Source organism: Shewanella sp. VB17, from assembly GCF_013248905.1.
Classification (GTDB): Bacteria; Pseudomonadota; Gammaproteobacteria; order Enterobacterales; family Shewanellaceae; genus Shewanella.
The window spans coordinates 2,379,848-2,397,985 of sequence record NZ_JABRVS010000001.1 but is presented as its reverse complement, the minus strand read 5'-3'; the positions used below and the strand labels follow the sequence as shown (position 1 = coordinate 2,397,985).

Genomic DNA, 18,138 nt, shown 5'->3' with positions numbered 1-18,138 from the left:
CGCCATCATTCATTTCAACCCCTCCAAATCTTGAGCTAAAACATCAGAAAATGCTTGTTCAATTTTGTTCATGGGAATCCAAAAAAAAGATTAAAATTAATTATAATCATTCGAACACTGAAAATATTGACCGCAAGTTTGTTAAATGACTTTTTAGGAACAACAGGATCTGGAAGACTGGCATCAGGTGGCGAAAGGGGATTTTCAGCAACGTGTTTTTCAGGGAGGGCATATGTATCTGACGGCACAGTGCAGTAACATCATCGACGAGAGCCATGACTTGTTGGCCATTTAACGGTACCGACCAAGGTTTAACATTCAGATACTCTCGCTTTCAAGTAGAACAAGCTTGCTTTCTCTGCGTATAATGCTCCATACCAACATTAACGTGCAGAGGCTACTCAGGATCAGTACCGCGCTCAGCTGCTGCGCCAGCCCAGCGAATACAAGGCCAGTGCCGAGCAGCAGGTAATACATTAGGCCAAGAATTGCGCCAGAAGTGCCTATGCAATCCTTATAGTGGCGCAGAGCGCGCGCCAGAATATTGGGAATGGCAATACCATACGCCATAACCACTAGTATCATTGGTAAGACAAACCACACAGTATCCTTCAGCAGGAACACTAATATACCACCAATCAGAGATAGAACACTCGCCAGAGTCAGCAATGCGGTAAAGAGCCAGCGTTTGGCAATCAACAGCTTATTGATAGTGGCACCTATACCCACCCCAACAGCGAGTACGATACCGGTATAGCCAAACCACTGTTCTGGCAGACCCAAATCCTTAAAACGGAATGGTGCCAGCTGGTAATAGCTGTACATACAGATATTGAACAGTGCCACCAACAGTGCGCTGTGCCATATATCACTGTCGTTAACCATGCGCCCCAGCGTGCCAAAGAAAGAACTCTTGATCACCTGTTCAGGACGGGTTTCCGGCAGTTTCCATGTGACATAGGCTAGTAGTGTCGCAGCCAATATTGCCAGACCGCTAAATACCCCTTGGTAGCCCCAATAGTGGGTCAGGAATGAACCACTCAGCACGCCTATCGCTGGGCTAACTGCCATCGCTATTCCCATCAAAGAGAACACCCGTGCCAGTTCCTTACCGTCGAACTGGTCACGAATGACAGTCTGAGTGCCTACAGACCCTACGGCAGCGCCAAAGGCGGCCAAACCTCGTGCCGCCAGTAACTCAATAAAGCTACCGGAAAAAATAGCTACAATCGAGGCCAACATATATAACGCCACCCCAGCCAAAATGGTAGGGCGACGCCCAATTACGTCGCACAATCGCCCCCACGTTACTATGCCGATGGCAAAGGCAAAGAAGTAATAAGATAAGGTTTGCGTGGCCATTTCAGCGCTAACGTGGAAACCTTCTGCAATGTCCGTCAGAGCTGGGCTATAGATAGTTTCCACGACTTGGGGAAACATCATCATTGATGTCGCCAACGTCAAGGTAAGCTTGCGTCCCATAATAAATTAATCCATGGTTAAGAATAAAAAACACATGGTATCATCTTTATTTATCATCTATTACCATAACAAAAGACAATAAACTTACAAAATCGGACATTCTATGGCATGGCTTAACGCCCAGAACATTTTTGATCCTGACGCGCTCGATAATAGCGTATTGGGGATTGCAGCCGAGCTAACAAAACATGATTCTGGCTCACACTCGCACAACATGGGACAACTGCTGTTCAGTCAGCAAGGATGCATGCGTATCACACTCAATGAGAAGATCTGTATGCTACCACCGACACGTATTGCTTGGATACCACCAAGGATGATACACCGCGTACAGACAACCGGGGTCGTCGGCTATCGCTCAGTGTATTTCGAGCGCGACCTTCATTTTAGCCTACCTGATCAGGTTGAAGTGCTGTCAGCATCGCCTCTATTGTATGAAGTGCTGGAACGTATCGCCATATCTGACTTCTGTACCGATTGGCGGAGCGGCACTGCCGCCAATATTTTGGCTGTATGCTTAGATGAAATCGCGCTGATGCCGCGTGAATTAACCCTACTTCCGCTACCGAACGATCGCCGCCTTCGACATCTGGCCGATACGGTGACTGTGCCGCCACTACATAAACTGGCGCACGATTGCGGCGCCTCGGAAAAGACCATCAGTCGCATCTTCAGTCGTGAAACAGGTCTAAGTTATCAACAGTGGAGGCAGCAATGGCGGTTGCTTAAAGCGATTGAACTGCTGGCCAATAAGCACAGTCAATCTGACATCGCCAGCTTGCTGGGCTTTTCCAGCGACAGTGCCTTCACCACCTTTTTCAAGAATATGGTGGGCAGATCACCGAGAGTATATATGGCTATGCGGAGGTGATTGTGAAATAAAATCGGGCAGTGTCCACAAACAGCTTCTTTCGTAAACAAACAGCAAAAGAATCAAGGCGCAAATATATCATAGAAAAACCCTCTGTCAGGATGATATAGCCGAACTCATTCCATTCGCTGAGTGTGAGCCCTTGCGGGTTTCCCGCTCTAACATAGGAATGCTTTTACGTTATTTATCTTTTTTACCCAAACACAAGTTCACAGGACTGAACATGCAACACAAATCAAAGGAGTGATACTTTTTATCCCTGCGCTAGGCATTTCAATTGAGTATTACAAACGATTGGCTGAGCAGATAAAGTATGCCTGTCCCATCTATTTCCACTACATGATCAATCCGACCCATAGGTACTGGAGGTAAGCTTTCTGCAAATGTATTCACCAAGTGAGGAGCGATTGGGTGATAACCCGGAAGAAATAAGCCCTGATACTGATCACCTTGTATAAAAGAGTGTACTGTATCGCCATAAGCCAATACACTGGCAATGAGTACCTGACCTTTATCATCTTCGCTGTAAGTCGGGGGTTGGATAACCTCTGCACCACTCTTCTTCGCATGTTCAAAAGTCTTCTGCACATTTTCAACACAAAATGCAACATCACGAACGGCATCTCCATGTTTTTTAATAAAAGGGGCGATGACTTCATCGTTTGGATACAGTGGTGATTTAACGATTATATATGCCTGATTGAAGTGGCATAGTTAATTTGGCCACCTACCTAAATTTCCCCCTCTTCGTTGGCTTGTTCAACACTTGGGATAAGGACGCGGCTGCGCACGGCCTATCCTGATTAGTTAGCTCTCAATTACCTCTGAGTTGAAATTGCTAAAACACCACCCGCACTGATAAATGCAGAACCAAACACTTTTCCAAGAATATGGCCTGACACATATTTTTCACTACCTGCTTTTAAATTTTGGCTCAAAAGAGAGTATGAAAGTAAACATATAAAGGAGCACGTCATAAGCGTGACAACCAAAATTAGAAACTGAGGTAGTAATGGTTCAGAAACAACAATAAATTGCGGGAAAAGCGCAGAAGTAAATATTATTGCTTTAGGATTGGTTAAAGATATCATTAATCCTTGCATATAAAGTTTCCAAGTAGTTATTTGTGCTTGTTTTGGGTTATTCGTATTATTTAACTGTACACCACTACGCCAAATTTTAATTCCCATATAAAAAAGGTAGATCGCGCCAATTATTTTTATGGCAGTAAAAGCTGTAGATGAAACCATTACCAATGCGCTCAACCCCAATATAGAACAAGCCGACATAATGAAAAGACCAGTGATATTTCCAGCGACAGTCATAAGAGAGCGTAAAATACCAAATTGTAAACTGTGTGTCGAAACTAATAATATTGCAGGACCAGGGATTGCTGCTGCGATAAAAGCAATAGAACAAAATGCTAACCAATTTTCGAAGTTCATCATAATCCTTTGTAGAGAGCTAACAATTTTATCGTGCGCGAATCGCACATATTTCTTCCGATGTCACGCTCATATATATAAAAGTCTATTTTAACAAATAACTTAATCATTGCCATATATAATTTTTTATTGGTGAAAAAGCACATAGACGGCCATCATTAATTTCACTTCTCAACAGAGCAAATATTCCTTGTCTGAAAATCAACTTTTTATGAAAAAAAACCTCAGTTTGTTAACAGCACTTGGTTATATGAGCTTAACATTCCTTTCTGCCATGAGTTGATAGTTGCAGAACGTTGAACGCTAGCGTAAATGTCGGTATGTTATTGATTAACAATGGCTGGCTATGATTTTCTCGAACTGTTATTTGCTATTAAAAGTACAACTTCTCACTAGCTCGGGCTTGTTCAACACTTGGGATAAGGACGCGGCTGCGCACGGCCTATCCTTATTAGTTATAAGATGTTACCTGCGATTTTTATTTTTATATTTTTTTACCATACCTTTTTTAGATTTAGACTTCTTTAGCTTTTTCCTCACTGGCGGAGGCGAAGAAAAGAGTGCTTTTTCTTCTTTAGCGTACTTGTGAGTATCAACCTCATGATCCATAACCGTAAAAGCAATTTCATTATTCGCTATCCACCAGTTTGAATTCACTTTTCTAGCATTAAGATATGGTTTTAGTTGAATTGGACTTTCTAAATGCCGAAGTAGGTCATTAGAGTTTGGCTTACTACCACTCCATTGTTTAGACTTATTAGAAGCCTGCATACTCTGCCCGTTCGCACTTGCCATTACTAAATTAATGTTTGGATTTTTAGCAAACCTAGACAATGAAGAAAAGTCTGATATATATACATTTTCAAATTTTCCTTGCCATGAAAACGGCATGCAATTAAAAATGATTGGTATTATTTCAGTTTCGTTAACATCCACAGAGAAGCAACACCCACGAACAAAATAACACCTAATACTTTGATCTTGAAAACTATTTAGTGAAGAAGTTACATAGCCACTGCAATTTCACTAAGTGGACACCCATAATATTTTTAACATATTCTCGTGGTTATAATATGTCCATAATCCTTATGGACTGTCTTGGATTTTTGTTAGAGAGTTCTGCTAGATAAATCACAAATAAAGCCAAATCGAAGAGACATGGTTGCTTGAAATAACGGGTGTAGATACGGCTGTCTTCATTCGAAAGCTAACCAACTTTGGCACCAAAAATAACCTAGACCATTTCAGTGTCACCCAAAAAGCCAAATCAAAGAGACACGTTTTCTTGAAATTATGGGTGTAGATACGGCTGTGAGCTTCCAAAACAGGGTGAGGTATCACGAAGTTATACTCTCCGAACGAGAGGCTGGGATGTCGAACTGGCATTTAAACATGGACGTTGTTTGTTTTGGCAGAGACCACTGGGATGGCTCTTATGAAATCAAGAGCCAGCGTCTCACAGACCCTTGTCAAAGAAAGGTACACATTAGCACGCTGCAAGCGATAGATAGCTATGAAGCTGTGACCTTCAAAAAACGACCCAACACCGAATATAACCTCGACCCAACAACAATAAATGTGATAATTCTTCATTCGAAGGCTAACCAACTTTGGATCAGAAATAAGTTAGGGTGACTCTTATGAAGCCAAGAGCCAAATCGAATAGACAAAGAACTGGTTACATTCTGCCAAATTGGTTATTTGCAACGGAACCAAAATTATTCATTGCTCCTCACTTCATCAATGGCTTTTTGTAGCCGATCAACAATTTCCTGTTCAATATTTAAACTAAAGACGTAATGATATTCAGATCCATCTAAAAGATCACAATAAAAAAGAGAAATCAAATGACAACACCTTAAATCCACAAACGAGTCAGTTAATGCCATATCAAAGTCCATAATCTGGTGAGATGTCTTGTTTAAGCACTATTAATATGACTATCCTAATTTGCTTCTTAATCTATCAAAACTTGACCTGTTCGGCTAAATCCAAGATAATCAAATCTCATTAATATATGTAAGGATTTATTTATGATTGTTATCAATTCAACGTCGATTAAGGCAACACAGAGCGGAAAAATTTAGCACGACGAGAATATTCTCGTGTTGATAAACTCCCTCTAATGATAAGATATCTCTCCAGAGTATCTTAGTCAGTACTGTCTTATCCGGCGCTTTTAAGTGTTATTCCTCAATTCAGGAATAACTCATTTGTGTTTTTTTAGCCGGAGCTAAAGCATTGAATATTTCACCATTACAACCCCTAGGTTGGAGTCACTTCTTTCAGCAACAAATCGATCTTCAAACATTTGAAAAACTGCAATCTGATGAATTATTAATTTTTCGGATCAGCGCCATCCATAGATCTGTCATCAAAGGATTAGGGCAAACGTGGGCAAAGGGGGGAAGTTGAATTACTTTGCTCTGAGAGTTTCCAGCCAGTAAGTGAGCATTTTTGTGTGGGCGATTGGGTTATTACAGAGCGTGCTAATGAGCACTTTCGCATCTTGCAGGTACTGGAAGCCAAAAACCAATTAGAGCGTCTAAGCAACCAAAAGCGGCAGCTGATAGCAGCTAATGTAGACTATCTTTTTATTGTTACCAGTGCAAACAGCGACTTTAACCTGAAACGATTAGAACGCTACCTTGCAATGGCTTATGAATATCATATCGAGCCCGTTATTGTGCTCAATAAAGTTGATTTAGTCGATAATGTTGAAGACTATTTAGATCAAATACGCAACTTAGCAGTGTATGACGTGATCGCGATTTCAATGTTACAACCTGATTCATTGCTGTCACTGACTCAATTTTTACAACCCGGAACAAGCATCGCAATGGTTGGATCTTCAGGCGTTGGAAAATCATCTTTAATCAATGCTCTTTTTAATCAAACCCGATCCGGTGAAGTTCAAAGCATCGGTGACATACGTGAAAATGATAACAAAGGCAAGCATACCACGACCTCAAGGCAATTATTAATTAATGAGCAAGGTGTTTTGTTTATTGATACTCCCGGTATTCGTGAACTTCAATTACTCAACGCCAAGGAAGGAGTAGAGAAAACGTTTAATGATATTGTTGAGTTGGCTAAACAATGTAAGTTTGTTAACTGCATTCACCAAACGGAGCCTGACTGTAAAATATTACAAGCTTTGGAGTCCGGGGGATTACCTCAATCTCACTGGAATAATTATCAGAAACTGCTCAAAGAAGATGCCTTCAATGCACGTTCAGCGCAAAATGCTTACGCGCAAAAACAGCATATGAAAGCGTTCAGTAAAAAAGTTCATCGAGAACAGGTAAAACAACGACAAGGTAAGTAAAATGTAAACTAAAGAGGCAAGCAGGCCTCTTTTTCAGTGTTAAAAATGAACCATATAACAATTATTATATAAAAAACAACCGTTATTTATTGTTCGTTACTGTTAATTGCTTTCACAATAGACTCAAAGTTTTGACGTGATTTTTCGCTAGAAAGTAACGCTCTTAAATCATCTTTAACATTAGGTTGATATTGAATTTGTTTCGCCATGGCATCAATAGAGGCTTTACGCAGCGTATGATCAGTACTTTCTTTGGCGAGTATTTTGATCTGACTAGTCATTTCACCACTCAATTCATAATTGCCTAAAGAACGGATAAGCGCCGTTTTTACACGCGGATTGGATTCGTTACCGTACATTGTACTTAACGTACTAAATGATTCTGACGTTTGTAATTGCCCCAATGACTTGGCAACATTGCGTCTGACCTGCGCCGAACCACTGGCCTGAAATTCTTGAATATGTGACACGTTATCGACACTATTTGTATTGGTTAAGCTAACAATGAAAGTTGATTGAGTTTGCGCCGTCACAGCATTAACTAAGTTCTGCTGTAATTTAGTTTGTAAGTTTTTCATTGCAGGATCATCAACTCTAAATTGGATCATCGCACCCGCAGCATAAATCAAACTATTATTTAAATTTTGATCATCACTAATCCCTGAATCCATTAAATTAACAAACTGGGCGTAGGCTTTTGGATCCAATATTCCTGAGCCTTGTGACAATGCTTGGATCGCTCTAAATTTATCCGTGTTATCAATGTCAATTGAATCCAGTAATGACGTTAGAAATTGCTGTGATTGAGGATTATCAATTAACCCAAATGCATGATATAAACGCATATTATCATTTTCAGAAAATGCCCCTTCGATAAGTAATGGCACAAGTTGTTCAAAGACTGGCGCAAAATTGACTAATAATCTAGCCAATTCATGTGGCTCAATCTCCACTAATGATTTTTGCTTTAAAAATACATTAAATTCTTGCGCTAGTTTTTCTTTTTGCGCTAATGTCATTACAATAGGTTTAGCCTCTGGCCATTGTGATGTGTCGTTTGGTAATGCCCACAAATCACTGGCTAATCGTTGCTTGATAGGTGTCAACTGATAACCCTGTTTAACCGTCAGTTTGTAACTGTTGCCAAGTTGATTAAACGCGAGGGTTTCTGCTGTTTTAATATCTGTTAACCAGCATTTATCGAGTAATGCACGTGTGCTTGAAGCAATAACATCCACAGAATCGAGCGCTCGCGCTTTTTTCACTGACAATAGGTATTGCTGCTTCACCTTGACAGCCTGATTATTTTGACGATGATAGTTAGCAATATATTGCCCTACACCATCATATTCAGTAGAAGCGCCTTGATAATTAACATCGCGAAATTGCATGTTATACACTAAGCCCTTAAGTTTTTCTTGCTGCTCTGGCTTTGTGTGTCGAGTAAACCAAAAATCAACAATTAACCCATTTTTACCGCGTTTAAGGGCAAACGGAATCACATAGTCATTATCGATTTGTGTTACACCTTGGCTTGATAATTCAATATTATCACCTTTAACACCCCACCATTGGCCGTCTTTGTCTTTATTAAGCGGCTTTAAATTTAATATCCCATTCAAGTTAATACGTTGGCTTGTCGTGCTGTTGAACACAAATGTTGTTTCTGTATTAACGCTTAACTTGTATTGCAATTGACATGAAGCATTTGCAACAGGATTAACAAGTAACACTGTGCCGATATGGCACATTAATGATACTCGTTTTATCATAATTCAATCGTCCCTTCCTTACTATAAAGTGTAAACGTTTTATTAAACAAACTGGGCGTTTGATAAAACCAGAAAGTATAAGTATTAGCTTTGGTACCACACGGATAATAAATAAACCATTTCTTACACCATTGAATGCCAGTCACTTTGGCAAAAAGGCCAAACTCACCTTTAATCACGTCAAGCTTATCGACCAATAAAGCCTGATAAGTGATCACTGGTGTAATGTCCTCTTTTGCTAATGCTAACCCTAAATTTGAACTTAATGTAAAATTATTTTCAATAATGATGATTGAAATCTCAATACCCGCTTCAACTAATAACAGATCAATACCACCAAGGGCATAGCCACTAAAAGCCGCACTAAATAAGTCCCCTTCGATAAATAATCGGCCGTTATAACCTGCTTGAACACCGAATCCCACATGACCACTGACACCTGCGGTAACACTTAACGGAATAGGGCCAACAAAAAAACGAGACTCAACAATATCACGTGAACGCTCCCATTTTTTCTCATGCCCTATTGACCAGGCAGGTAATTCATCTTCATTGCTACGTTTTTGGGTCTCTTCCATGGAAAATACTGTCGTATTAAGGAAGGTCATGTCTAATGAATAACCCGTTTCATCTAATAAATAAGCATTGGCTTTAAAATCAACACCCACAATCACGTTTTTAGCTTTAAACATATGAACATTAAATCCACCAGAGGCGTAAGCTGAGCCACCCACTCGTATAGGATCCACTGAAACACCACCAGCGAGCTGAATTTCTGCCGCAATTTTACTCGTATTACCGTAAATTTTATTGTAACTTTTATTAAAATCGATAAAAGCTGCTGCTTCTGTATTATTTGGCTCAACAGAGACAAACGATGACTTAGTGCTACTTGGTGATTGAACCTCAGGTTGCGACTGTGGCTCTTCAAAGAAATAATAGGGCAAAGTGAAGCTAACGATATTGTTGTCAATATTCGTATCTTCAAAATCAGAGTTTGAAGCAGGCATTAGGTTAAAACGAATCGTTAATGTATTTTGAATACGACTATCATATTCACTGTAAAGTGTTGCTAGATAAGCATTATCAAAGACAATATCAAACCCAATATGTTCTTCGTTAGTTTTATGCTCAAATAAATAAGGTAAACTTGTTTTATATTCATCTTTACCAGATATCGAGTTTGCATTCCAAAAATGAAGCGGTTGCCATGTACCACCAATCAGAACATCGGCTTGTAACACCGTATCGGGCATCACTGGACCGCCATTACGCGCTTCAATATAGCCCACTAAATCTGACGTCAATGCTGACTCTGTTACCTTGGCTGGCGTATTAAAAATAATCGCAGTTTGGCTAATATTATATTCATCAATAATAATATCATTCACGATGGGAGCTTTGATGAGCATGGTATTATTTGAATAAATCGATATGTTAATCGACTCTCGCTCTTCGTCGCTCATACTGTCAATCATCTCAAGCGTCAACCAGTTATCATGTTCGTTTACTTCTTCGAACTCACGATTAGGATCAACAATAGCGACCACCAGATACTCACCTTCTACCCCCTTGATATTAGGAACCATAAGGTCAACAGATCTTAGGTAGGTGCCACTGCTGACTTTTTCGATACTGATACTCTTAAGAAAATGCGCATTATCTAAATCAATTGAAACATTACCCACATCAGCAGGGGTTGATGAGGTCTCAATCATATAAAAATCAATCTTAACCTCTTGCTCGATGATATTGATAGCATTGAGAGTATATTCTACTGAAAATTGATCTTTATGCGCCAAGATGTTGGTTGTTTGCAGGAGAACCTCGCTAACATAAAGATTCCCTTTAATATCAGTGCTGGATTTGTTGCTATCACACCCTAATAATAACAAGCCTAATATTGAAATGATTAACGTGTTTGCAAACATCGTCCCCTCACTTGTCTTTATTTACGAGCCAACGGCTAAATACTCAATCCAGTCATCAACTGAATTTATTTGCACCATTTAAAATTGTAGTACACGGCATTAAAAGGGGGTTAATTGATTGATTAAGGTAAGATGAAAGTAAATTCTGTTTGCTAGACGAATCAATGCGACTCTCATTTGACCTAGTAGAGCAGAAATAAAACAGCATTTTTTATAGCAATAGTATCGATTGTTTCCTCATATACAGATAGACTCAGCATCCCAAATGATAAACAGTCCATACAAATCATGCCAGATATCACATTACTTGCGGTTTTTTTACCTACTTTTTTCTTCGTTTCCATCACGCCTGGAATGTGCATGACACTCGCCATGACATTAGGCATGAGCATTGGCGTACGTCGTACCTTTTGGATGATGATAGGTGAGCTAATTGGCGTGGCCTTAGTTGCCATCGCAGCCGTCATGGGTGTGGCCAGTGTTATGCTTAATTACCCACACATCTTTGACATGTTAAAATGGGTTGGCGGGATCTATTTAGGCTATATTGGCATACAAATGTGGCGTGCTAAGGGGAAAATGGCCAAGCTCGATCAACAATCTACTGAGATAAGCAATGGCGCACTGATTTCACAGGGGTTTATCACTGCCATCGCGAATCCTAAAGGTTGGGCATTTATGATCTCACTCCTGCCCCCCTTTATTAATGTCAGTAACGCATTAGCCCCACAATTAATAACATTATTAAGCATCATCATGTTGACTGAATTTGTCAGCATGACCGCGTATGCCACCGGTGGCAAGACCCTAAAAAAATTCTTAAGCCGTGGAGACAACATCAAGTGGATAAACCGAGTAGCAGGCTCACTCATGATAGGCGTAGGATGTTGGTTAGCGTTGAGCTAAAAACAAGGAAGGCTTTCACTTAACCCTCGCTTTTAAACGGTAAGACCTTGCTCATTTCTTGTATATAGCGCCTTACCTGAGCGCATTCTTGCAGAGTAAAGGAGTCAATGGCATCTCTAAACGCTGGGTGAGCAATCTCATGATTGGAATAAATCTCTATCGGCTCGAAGCCTCGGGGCACTTTATGCTCTCCTTGAGCACCTGCATCAAATGTGTCTAACCCCTGTTTGATGCAATACTCAATGCCCTGATAATAACAAACCTCAAAATGTAAACCTTCCACCCTTTCTAGCGCACCCCAGTAACGACCATAAAGGTGAGTATTACTTTGAAAATACAGCGCTGAGGCAATAATGCGAGTGAGTGGATTTTCTCTGTTCTTGCCCTCACTTTCCTCGACATTAATACTATCGATATCATTCGCCTCGACCACCAATAACATGATCTGCTCAGGCATACTTAACGCAATGGCCTTAAAAAAGGCGAGATTGAGGTACCCATAATGGCCTGAACGCTTAGCATAGGTCATTTGATAGCACTGATAAAATGCTTGCCACTGGGCTTGTGTTACCTCTTTGGCATTAATAAAACGTATATTAAGTCCAAGCTGAGCGATCCGCTCTCTCTCTTTACGAATGGTTTTACGCTTACGCGAATGCATACTTGCCAAAAAACCATCAAAGCTTTGGTAATGGTGATTTTTCCAATGAAACTGAGTCCCTATTCTCGCCAGAGCCCCTTTGTTTGAAAATTGAGTAGACTCACACTGAGGTAAAAATAGACAGTGCCAACTGGAATACCCATCTCGTTTAATCAAAATTGATAGTTTACTCACCATTGCTGACCAGACAGAGTCTGTTTCATTCACGCTCAATGTCGTACAGATCCCCACTCGTGAGCCAGCGACGGGGGTAAAAGGAATCGCACTGAGCAGCTTAGGATAGTACTCAATATTATTACGCTCGTAAGCTTCTGCCCACGCCCAATCAAACACGTACTCGCCATAAGAGTGAGTCTTGGCATAAAGTGGCATAACCGCCAAACGTCGATCGCCTTGCAACACCATCAGATGCATCGGCGTCCAACCCGTTTTGCTACACACACAATTGCTCGCTTCCAGTGCTGCTAAATATTCATGTCGAGTAAAGGGATTAACCCCGCCCAATTTATCTGCCATTAAAGCATTCCACTCATCGGCAGGAATACATGTGATAGCTGAGGCAAATTCAATGCGGATCTCATTCATGGAGACATCACTCACTAAAGGTTAGAAACTAGGTGTGTGTTGAGTATAAATATTTGCGTTAGTCAGAGCCAGTTTAGATTGCCAATGATAGCCCTAACACTCAACTGACTATCTCGGAATTATTTCCACATATTTATTGCAGAACAACCTTCTGGACACAGTGCGAAGCCAGCCATTTCATTGTTATTAAATAGTGGGCAAAAATCACATAAACAACCTCACTTAATACAAAGTAAAAACATTTTATTCACCGAGCCGTAAAGATGTGATGTGTCTCTTTAAAACGCCAAGAACACTTAAGATCAGTATCACTTGCAATTTTTTTTTATTAGCGGCACATTGCACAGATAATTAATTATAAAAAAGGAAAATCAATGCGCGCGTTCAAAACCTTAATCGTTGCCATGTCTATCGCAGTGCCTATTATTAGTCTCTCGACTGCATTAGTTTCACCCGTACACGCAGCACAAACATCGATTTATAGTCAAATGGCAACAGCTCAACCTGTCTGGGCTAAGCATGGCATGGTCTCCAGTCAAGAATCCTTAGCTACACGCGCCGGCGTTGAGATATTAAAACAAGGCGGTAATGCCGTCGATGCCGCCGTTGCTGTCGCGTTTAGCTTAGCTGTAACTCTCCCACGAGCAGGTAATATCGGCGGAGGTGGCTTTATGCTGGTCCATATCGCGGAGCAAAATAAGACTATCGCCATCGATTACCGTGAAATGGCCCCTTCAAAAGCCCACAAAGATATTTTCCTTAACGAAAACGGTGATGCGGATGCACGTTTAAGCCAAGAACACGGCTTAGCTGTCGGTGTTCCCGGCACAGTCATGGGAATGGAACTGGCATTAACAAAATATGGCACCATGACCATGAAGCAAGTCACCGAGACTGCGATAAAAATGGCCAAAGAAGGGATCAAGGTAACCTCAGATCTATCAACTTCATTGATAGGCATGAAGCAGCATATTAACCAGTGGCCTAGCTCGACAGGAGTCTTCTACAAAGCCGATGGCGGTAATTATCAGGTGGGTGAGCTGTTTAAACAACCTGAATTAGCCCACTCTTTATCACTGATTGCACAGCAAGGGAGCAAGGGGTTTTATCAAGGTGAAACCGCTAAACAGATAGTCTCATCGGTGCAAGAAGCTGGTGGGATCATGACCTTAGACGATCTCAAAAATTACAAGGTGGTTGAGCGTAAGCCTGTTCAAGGTGATTATCGAGGTTACCAGATTATTTCTATGCCGCCTCCCTCATCTGGTGGTATCCATCTGATTGAAATGCTCAACATGCTCGAACAGTTCCCTATCGACAAGCTGGGGCATAATACAGCTGCGACCATACACGTTATGGCTGAATCTATGCGACGCGCCTACGCCGATCGCAGTGAGTACTTAGGCGATCCTGATTTCTATAAAGTGCCCGTACAAGCGCTTATCAGCAAGGATTACGCCAAAAAGCTCGCCAGTCAAATCGTGATGAATAAAGCAACCCCGAGCAGTGAAGTGAAACCTGGTGATTTAGCGCCTTATGAAAGTAACCAAACGACCCATTTCTCCGTTGTCGATAAATGGGGTAATGCTGTATCAAACACGTACACCCTAAACTTCAGCTATGGATCTGGCATGGTCGCTCAAGGGACTGGAATACTGCTCAATAATGAGATGGATGATTTCTCCGCTAAACCTGGTGTACCTAACGGTTATGGTTTAGTCGGCGGTGATGCCAATGCTGTTGAAGGTAACAAACGACCATTGAGTTCAATGAGTCCAACCATAGTGATGAAAGATGGTAAGCCATTTATCGTCACAGGTAGTCCAGGTGGCTCTCGCATCATCACCACTACGATGCAAATCATCATGAATGTGATTGATCATGATCTCAATATTGCTGAAGCAACTGTGGCCCCTCGTATTCATCACCAGTGGTTACCTGATGAAATACGCGTAGAACAAAGCTTAAATCAAGACACCATAGACCTGTTAAAAACAAAAGGGCATAAAGTTAACGTCAAAAATGCCATGGGCTCGACACAATCTATCATGCTCACAGAGCAAGGAATATTTGGCGCTTCAGATCCAAGACGCGCCGGCAGTGAAGCGTTAGGCTACTAGCTTCAGCTTATGGCCAAATCAAACGCCTGTGTTAGTATAATGTATTTATAAACACAGGCGTTTATCCTTTTTAAACAATCATTTATTTACCTAGTTTTTCTTACCCGCCCCTACTAAAGTCATCGATGCCACTTGGGTATATCTTGTCCTTACCACAGAAAAATCAAACCAACTCGTTGAACACAAAAAAACAAACCTCCGAAACAATTACTAAACATTTGTTACAAATAAAAATCATTTAAAGTAGCTTAATTACTGTCAACTATGTTATTTAACCTCTGGATATACAAAATACCCTTACATGGCTAAACACGGAGGTTGACCTCGGTGTTGGCGTTAATAACATCATTATTCAACAAATAAATCAGGGATATCAATATGCAGGGATCCACCCTCAAACCACTTATCACAGCAATGGCACTCACCTTCATCTTGAGTGCATGTCACAACACACCAAACACAACTGAAACGAGTGTGGCGCCCAATGCAGTAGCACAACACATTATTGACAATAATGCCGCTAACCCCTTTTTTAAACCATACGGTACCTATTTAGAGATCCCTAATTTCGATAACATTAAATCAGAGCATTATCTGCCTGCTTTTAAGGCCGGTATTGCGCAAAATAAAGCTGAAATTCAAGCCATTATAGACAATCCAGCGCCTGCAACTTTTAGTAACACTATCGAAGCGATGGAGTTTTCCGGTAACTTAACCTCAAAAGTGGCCAATGTTTTTTATAACCTGACTGGTGCAGACACCAATGATGAACTACAAGCCATCTCTAAAGAAGTCTCCCCCATGCTTTCAGCTGCCAATGACGACATTTTATTGAATAAAATGTTATTTAATAAAGTCAGTGACGTTTACCAGCAGCGTGATGAACTGAAGCTCAGTATTGCTCAAGCAAAGCTCTTAAAAGATACCTACCATTCTTTTACTCGCGGAGGAGCCAACCTAAATGAAGCGGACAAAGCAACACTTAGAGCATTAAATGAACAGCTAAGTCAATTAAGTCTAGAGTTCGCTGATAACTTATTGTCTGAAACTAACGACTTTGCATTGATTATCGACAATCGAGCTGATTTAGCAGGATTGCCTAGCGATGTCATCAGCACCGCAGCTCAAACTGCCACTAAACGAGGACACGAGGGTAAATGGGTGTTCACCACATCACGCCCCTCTATCACACCATTTTTAACCTATGCCGATAACCGTGAACTGCGTGAACAGATCTATCAGGGTTACATCAATCGCGGCAATCAGGATAACGCCCACGATAATAAAAAAGTGTTAGCGAACATGGCCGCGCTACGTGCAGAGCGGGCTCAACTGTTAGGTTATCCGACTCATGCACACTTAGTCCTTGAAGAACGCACAGCGCAAACACCAGAAAACGTCTATGGTTTGCTCAACAAGGTATGGCCTGCTGCTTTAGCGCAGGCAAAAGTCGAAGTCGATGTAATGCAACAACTTATCGATGAGCAAGGTGGTCACTTCAAACTTGCTGCGTGGGACTGGGATTATTATGCTGATAAAATTCGTGTGGCTAAATACAGTTTTAACGAGCAAGAAACCCGACCTTACTTCTCACTAGAAAGTACTTTAAAAGGCGTATTTTACACGGCCAACCGTCTCTATGGGATCACAGTCAAAGAACGCACGGATCTGCCTAAGTACAATCGTGATGTACGAACCTGGGAAGTGTACGACAAAGATGGCTCAGTGATGGCTATTTTCATGGGTGACTACTATGTTCGTGACAACAAGCGTGGCGGTGCCTGGATGAACGCTTACCAGCAGCAATACAATATGAATGGGGTCAATTCGACACCAATCATTGTGAATGTATTAAACTTCCCTCACCCTGTTAATGGTGGGCCTTCACTGCTCACATTCGATGAAGCAAGTACCTTGTTTCACGAATTTGGTCATGCCCTTCACGGCATGCTGTCAAACGTACAATACCGATCACAAGCGGGCACCTCTGTACCACGTGATTACGTCGAATTTCCATCACAAGTGATGGAAAATTGGATGACTCAACCTGAAGTGCTTGCTCAATTTGCTAAACATTATCAAACAGGTGAAGTGATCCCACAATCACTGGTTAACAAAATACAAGCTGCAAGTAAGTTTAACCAAGGTTTTGCCACGGTAGAATACATGGCAGCCACTAAACTGGACCTTGATTGGCACACGATCACTGACTTTACCCCGAAGGATGCGGCTGTCTTTGAGGCTGAATCATTGAACAATATGGGCTTAATCAGTGAAATCGCTCCACGCTATCGCAGTACTTACTTCGCGCATATTTTTGCTGGCGGATACTCTGCCGGTTACTACAGCTATCTGTGGTCAGATATTTTAGGTGCTGATGCATTTGAAGCTTTTAAAGAAAAAGGCATTTTCGATAGAGCCACTGCTGACGCCTTTAGAAAAACAGTATTATCACAAGGTGGCAGTGAAGATCCCATGGCACTCTATAAAGCCTTTCGTGGTAAAGAGGCGGGGATCGAACCATTGCTTCGTCGCCGTGGGTTACTGAATAAATAGCCTACATTGACTTTAGCTTGGCTAAGTTGGCTTCAGTGTAAAAAAGTGCGGTAAACACCGTGCTTTTTTATACCTACATCCAAACAGCCTCAAGATACAACGTGTATTCAACCATCCTATAGGAATACTGCAACAAACATCTTAAAGTTGCTTGGGTACCTCTTTTTTTCATTAACCGGTTATCCTTGGAATCTAAGATTCACGTGGACCCAACCTAGGTCAAAAACACACAAAATAAAAACAATTAACTCAACATAAAAAACAGATGTATTAAAATGTAAAATACCGCTCAGCCTAAATAGTACAAAATATACTCAAACAACAAAATTCACCTCATCAATTCTATTGTTAATCACATAAATGCTATTTTATTTCTTTATAATCTTCCTTGCTGACACAAGATAATAAACATCTTTCATCAGCACACTGAGCGCTGCAACAACACGCTTTCGGGGTCTACATAAAAAAGAGAACAATAGAC

At 41.1% G+C, this 18,138-nt stretch carries 14 protein-coding genes; 6 read left to right on the top strand and 8 right to left on the bottom strand.

The features are described from left to right. Positions 1–318 precede the first annotated feature (318 nt). Positions 319–1,482: an MFS transporter gene (locus HQQ94_RS10280; RefSeq protein ID WP_173294337.1), complete on the bottom strand. Its 1,164-nt coding sequence runs from the start codon at positions 1,480–1,482 to the stop codon at positions 319–321. A 103-nt stretch (positions 1,483–1,585) separates the two neighbouring features. Between HQQ94_RS10280 and HQQ94_RS10275 the strand changes: the two genes are divergently transcribed. Continuing rightward, positions 1,586–2,353 (top strand): helix-turn-helix domain-containing protein, encoded by a 768-nt coding sequence (locus HQQ94_RS10275; RefSeq protein WP_173294336.1) that lies wholly within the window; start codon positions 1,586–1,588, stop codon positions 2,351–2,353. Between the two features lie 273 nt (positions 2,354–2,626). Here HQQ94_RS10275 and HQQ94_RS10270 read toward each other — a convergent pair whose 3' ends face one another. The 4 genes from HQQ94_RS10270 to HQQ94_RS10255 form a co-directional block, all read right to left on the bottom strand. Continuing rightward, entirely contained in the window at positions 2,627–2,941 is a 315-nt protein-coding gene (locus HQQ94_RS10270) for a hypothetical protein (protein ID WP_173294335.1), read from the bottom strand. A gap of 230 nt (positions 2,942–3,171) precedes the next feature. After that, positions 3,172–3,798: a LysE family translocator gene (locus tag HQQ94_RS10265; protein ID WP_173294334.1), complete on the bottom strand. Its 627-nt coding sequence runs from the start codon at positions 3,796–3,798 to the stop codon at positions 3,172–3,174. Positions 3,799–4,263: 465 nt separating this feature from the next. Further along, complete coding sequence (locus HQQ94_RS10260; protein WP_173294333.1) at positions 4,264–4,734, bottom strand: hypothetical protein; 471 nt, start codon at positions 4,732–4,734, stop codon at positions 4,264–4,266. Between the two features lie 782 nt (positions 4,735–5,516). Then, entirely contained in the window at positions 5,517–5,687 is a 171-nt protein-coding gene (locus HQQ94_RS10255; RefSeq protein WP_173294332.1) for a hypothetical protein, read from the bottom strand. Positions 5,688–6,039: 352 nt separating this feature from the next. Between HQQ94_RS10255 and HQQ94_RS22330 the strand changes: the two genes are divergently transcribed. Next, positions 6,040–6,213 (top strand): hypothetical protein, encoded by a 174-nt coding sequence (locus tag HQQ94_RS22330; protein ID WP_217274027.1) that lies wholly within the window; start codon positions 6,040–6,042, stop codon positions 6,211–6,213. Positions 6,214–6,259: 46 nt separating this feature from the next. Then, a complete protein-coding gene (gene rsgA / locus HQQ94_RS10250) occupies positions 6,260–7,126 on the top strand; it encodes a ribosome small subunit-dependent GTPase A (protein WP_309247245.1) in 867 nt (288 codons plus the stop codon). Between the two features lie 86 nt (positions 7,127–7,212). Here the strand turns inward: rsgA and HQQ94_RS10245 are convergent, their stop codons facing one another. Both HQQ94_RS10245 and HQQ94_RS10240 read right to left on the bottom strand, forming a co-directional pair. Continuing rightward, a complete protein-coding gene (locus HQQ94_RS10245) occupies positions 7,213–8,898 on the bottom strand; it encodes a HEAT repeat domain-containing protein (RefSeq protein WP_173294331.1) in 1,686 nt (561 codons plus the stop codon). After that, positions 8,895–10,829 carry a hypothetical protein gene (locus HQQ94_RS10240; protein ID WP_173294330.1) on the bottom strand — a complete coding sequence of 645 codons (1,935 nt, stop codon included), beginning with the start codon at positions 10,827–10,829 and terminating at the stop codon, positions 8,895–8,897. Before HQQ94_RS10240 ends, HQQ94_RS10245 begins: the two co-directional genes overlap by 4 nt. A 288-nt stretch (positions 10,830–11,117) precedes the next feature. Here HQQ94_RS10240 and HQQ94_RS10235 point away from each other — a divergent pair, with 288 nt between their 5' ends. Further along, positions 11,118–11,735, top strand: a complete 618-nt coding sequence (locus tag HQQ94_RS10235) for a LysE family translocator (RefSeq protein ID WP_173294329.1) — start codon at positions 11,118–11,120, stop codon at positions 11,733–11,735. Positions 11,736–11,754: 19 nt separating this feature from the next. On the opposite strand, the gene HQQ94_RS10230 is transcribed toward HQQ94_RS10235, so the two are convergent. Next, positions 11,755–12,981, bottom strand: coding sequence for a GNAT family N-acetyltransferase (locus tag HQQ94_RS10230; RefSeq protein ID WP_173294328.1), 1,227 nt, complete (start codon positions 12,979–12,981; stop codon positions 11,755–11,757). 374 nt (positions 12,982–13,355) lie between these two features. Here HQQ94_RS10230 and ggt point away from each other — a divergent pair, with 374 nt between their 5' ends. Then, the gene (gene ggt, locus HQQ94_RS10225) at positions 13,356–15,101 is read left to right on the top strand and encodes a gamma-glutamyltransferase (protein WP_173294327.1); all 1,746 of its coding nucleotides are present in this window, start codon (positions 13,356–13,358) and stop codon (positions 15,099–15,101) included. A gap of 378 nt (positions 15,102–15,479) precedes the next feature. Continuing rightward, positions 15,480–17,657, top strand: coding sequence for a M3 family metallopeptidase (locus tag HQQ94_RS10220; protein ID WP_173294326.1), 2,178 nt, complete (start codon positions 15,480–15,482; stop codon positions 17,655–17,657). Positions 17,658–18,138 lie beyond the last annotated feature (481 nt).

Coding starts and splice junctions, on each gene's coding strand:
- HQQ94_RS10280 (WP_173294337.1), bottom strand. CDS start 1,482: ATGGGACGCAAGCTTACCTTGACGTTGGCGACATCAATGATGATGTTT.
- HQQ94_RS10275 (WP_173294336.1), top strand. CDS start 1,586: ATGGCATGGCTTAACGCCCAGAACATTTTTGATCCTGACGCGCTCGAT.
- HQQ94_RS10265 (WP_173294334.1), bottom strand. CDS start 3,798: ATGAACTTCGAAAATTGGTTAGCATTTTGTTCTATTGCTTTTATCGCA.
- HQQ94_RS10255 (WP_173294332.1), bottom strand. CDS start 5,687: ATGGCATTAACTGACTCGTTTGTGGATTTAAGGTGTTGTCATTTGATT.
- HQQ94_RS10245 (WP_173294331.1), bottom strand. CDS start 8,898: ATGATAAAACGAGTATCATTAATGTGCCATATCGGCACAGTGTTACTT.
- HQQ94_RS10240 (WP_173294330.1), bottom strand. CDS start 10,829: ATGTTTGCAAACACGTTAATCATTTCAATATTAGGCTTGTTATTATTA.
- HQQ94_RS10235 (WP_173294329.1), top strand. CDS start 11,118: ATGCCAGATATCACATTACTTGCGGTTTTTTTACCTACTTTTTTCTTC.
- HQQ94_RS10230 (WP_173294328.1), bottom strand. CDS start 12,981: ATGAATGAGATCCGCATTGAATTTGCCTCAGCTATCACATGTATTCCT.
- ggt (WP_173294327.1), top strand. CDS start 13,356: ATGCGCGCGTTCAAAACCTTAATCGTTGCCATGTCTATCGCAGTGCCT.
- HQQ94_RS10220 (WP_173294326.1), top strand. CDS start 15,480: ATGCAGGGATCCACCCTCAAACCACTTATCACAGCAATGGCACTCACC.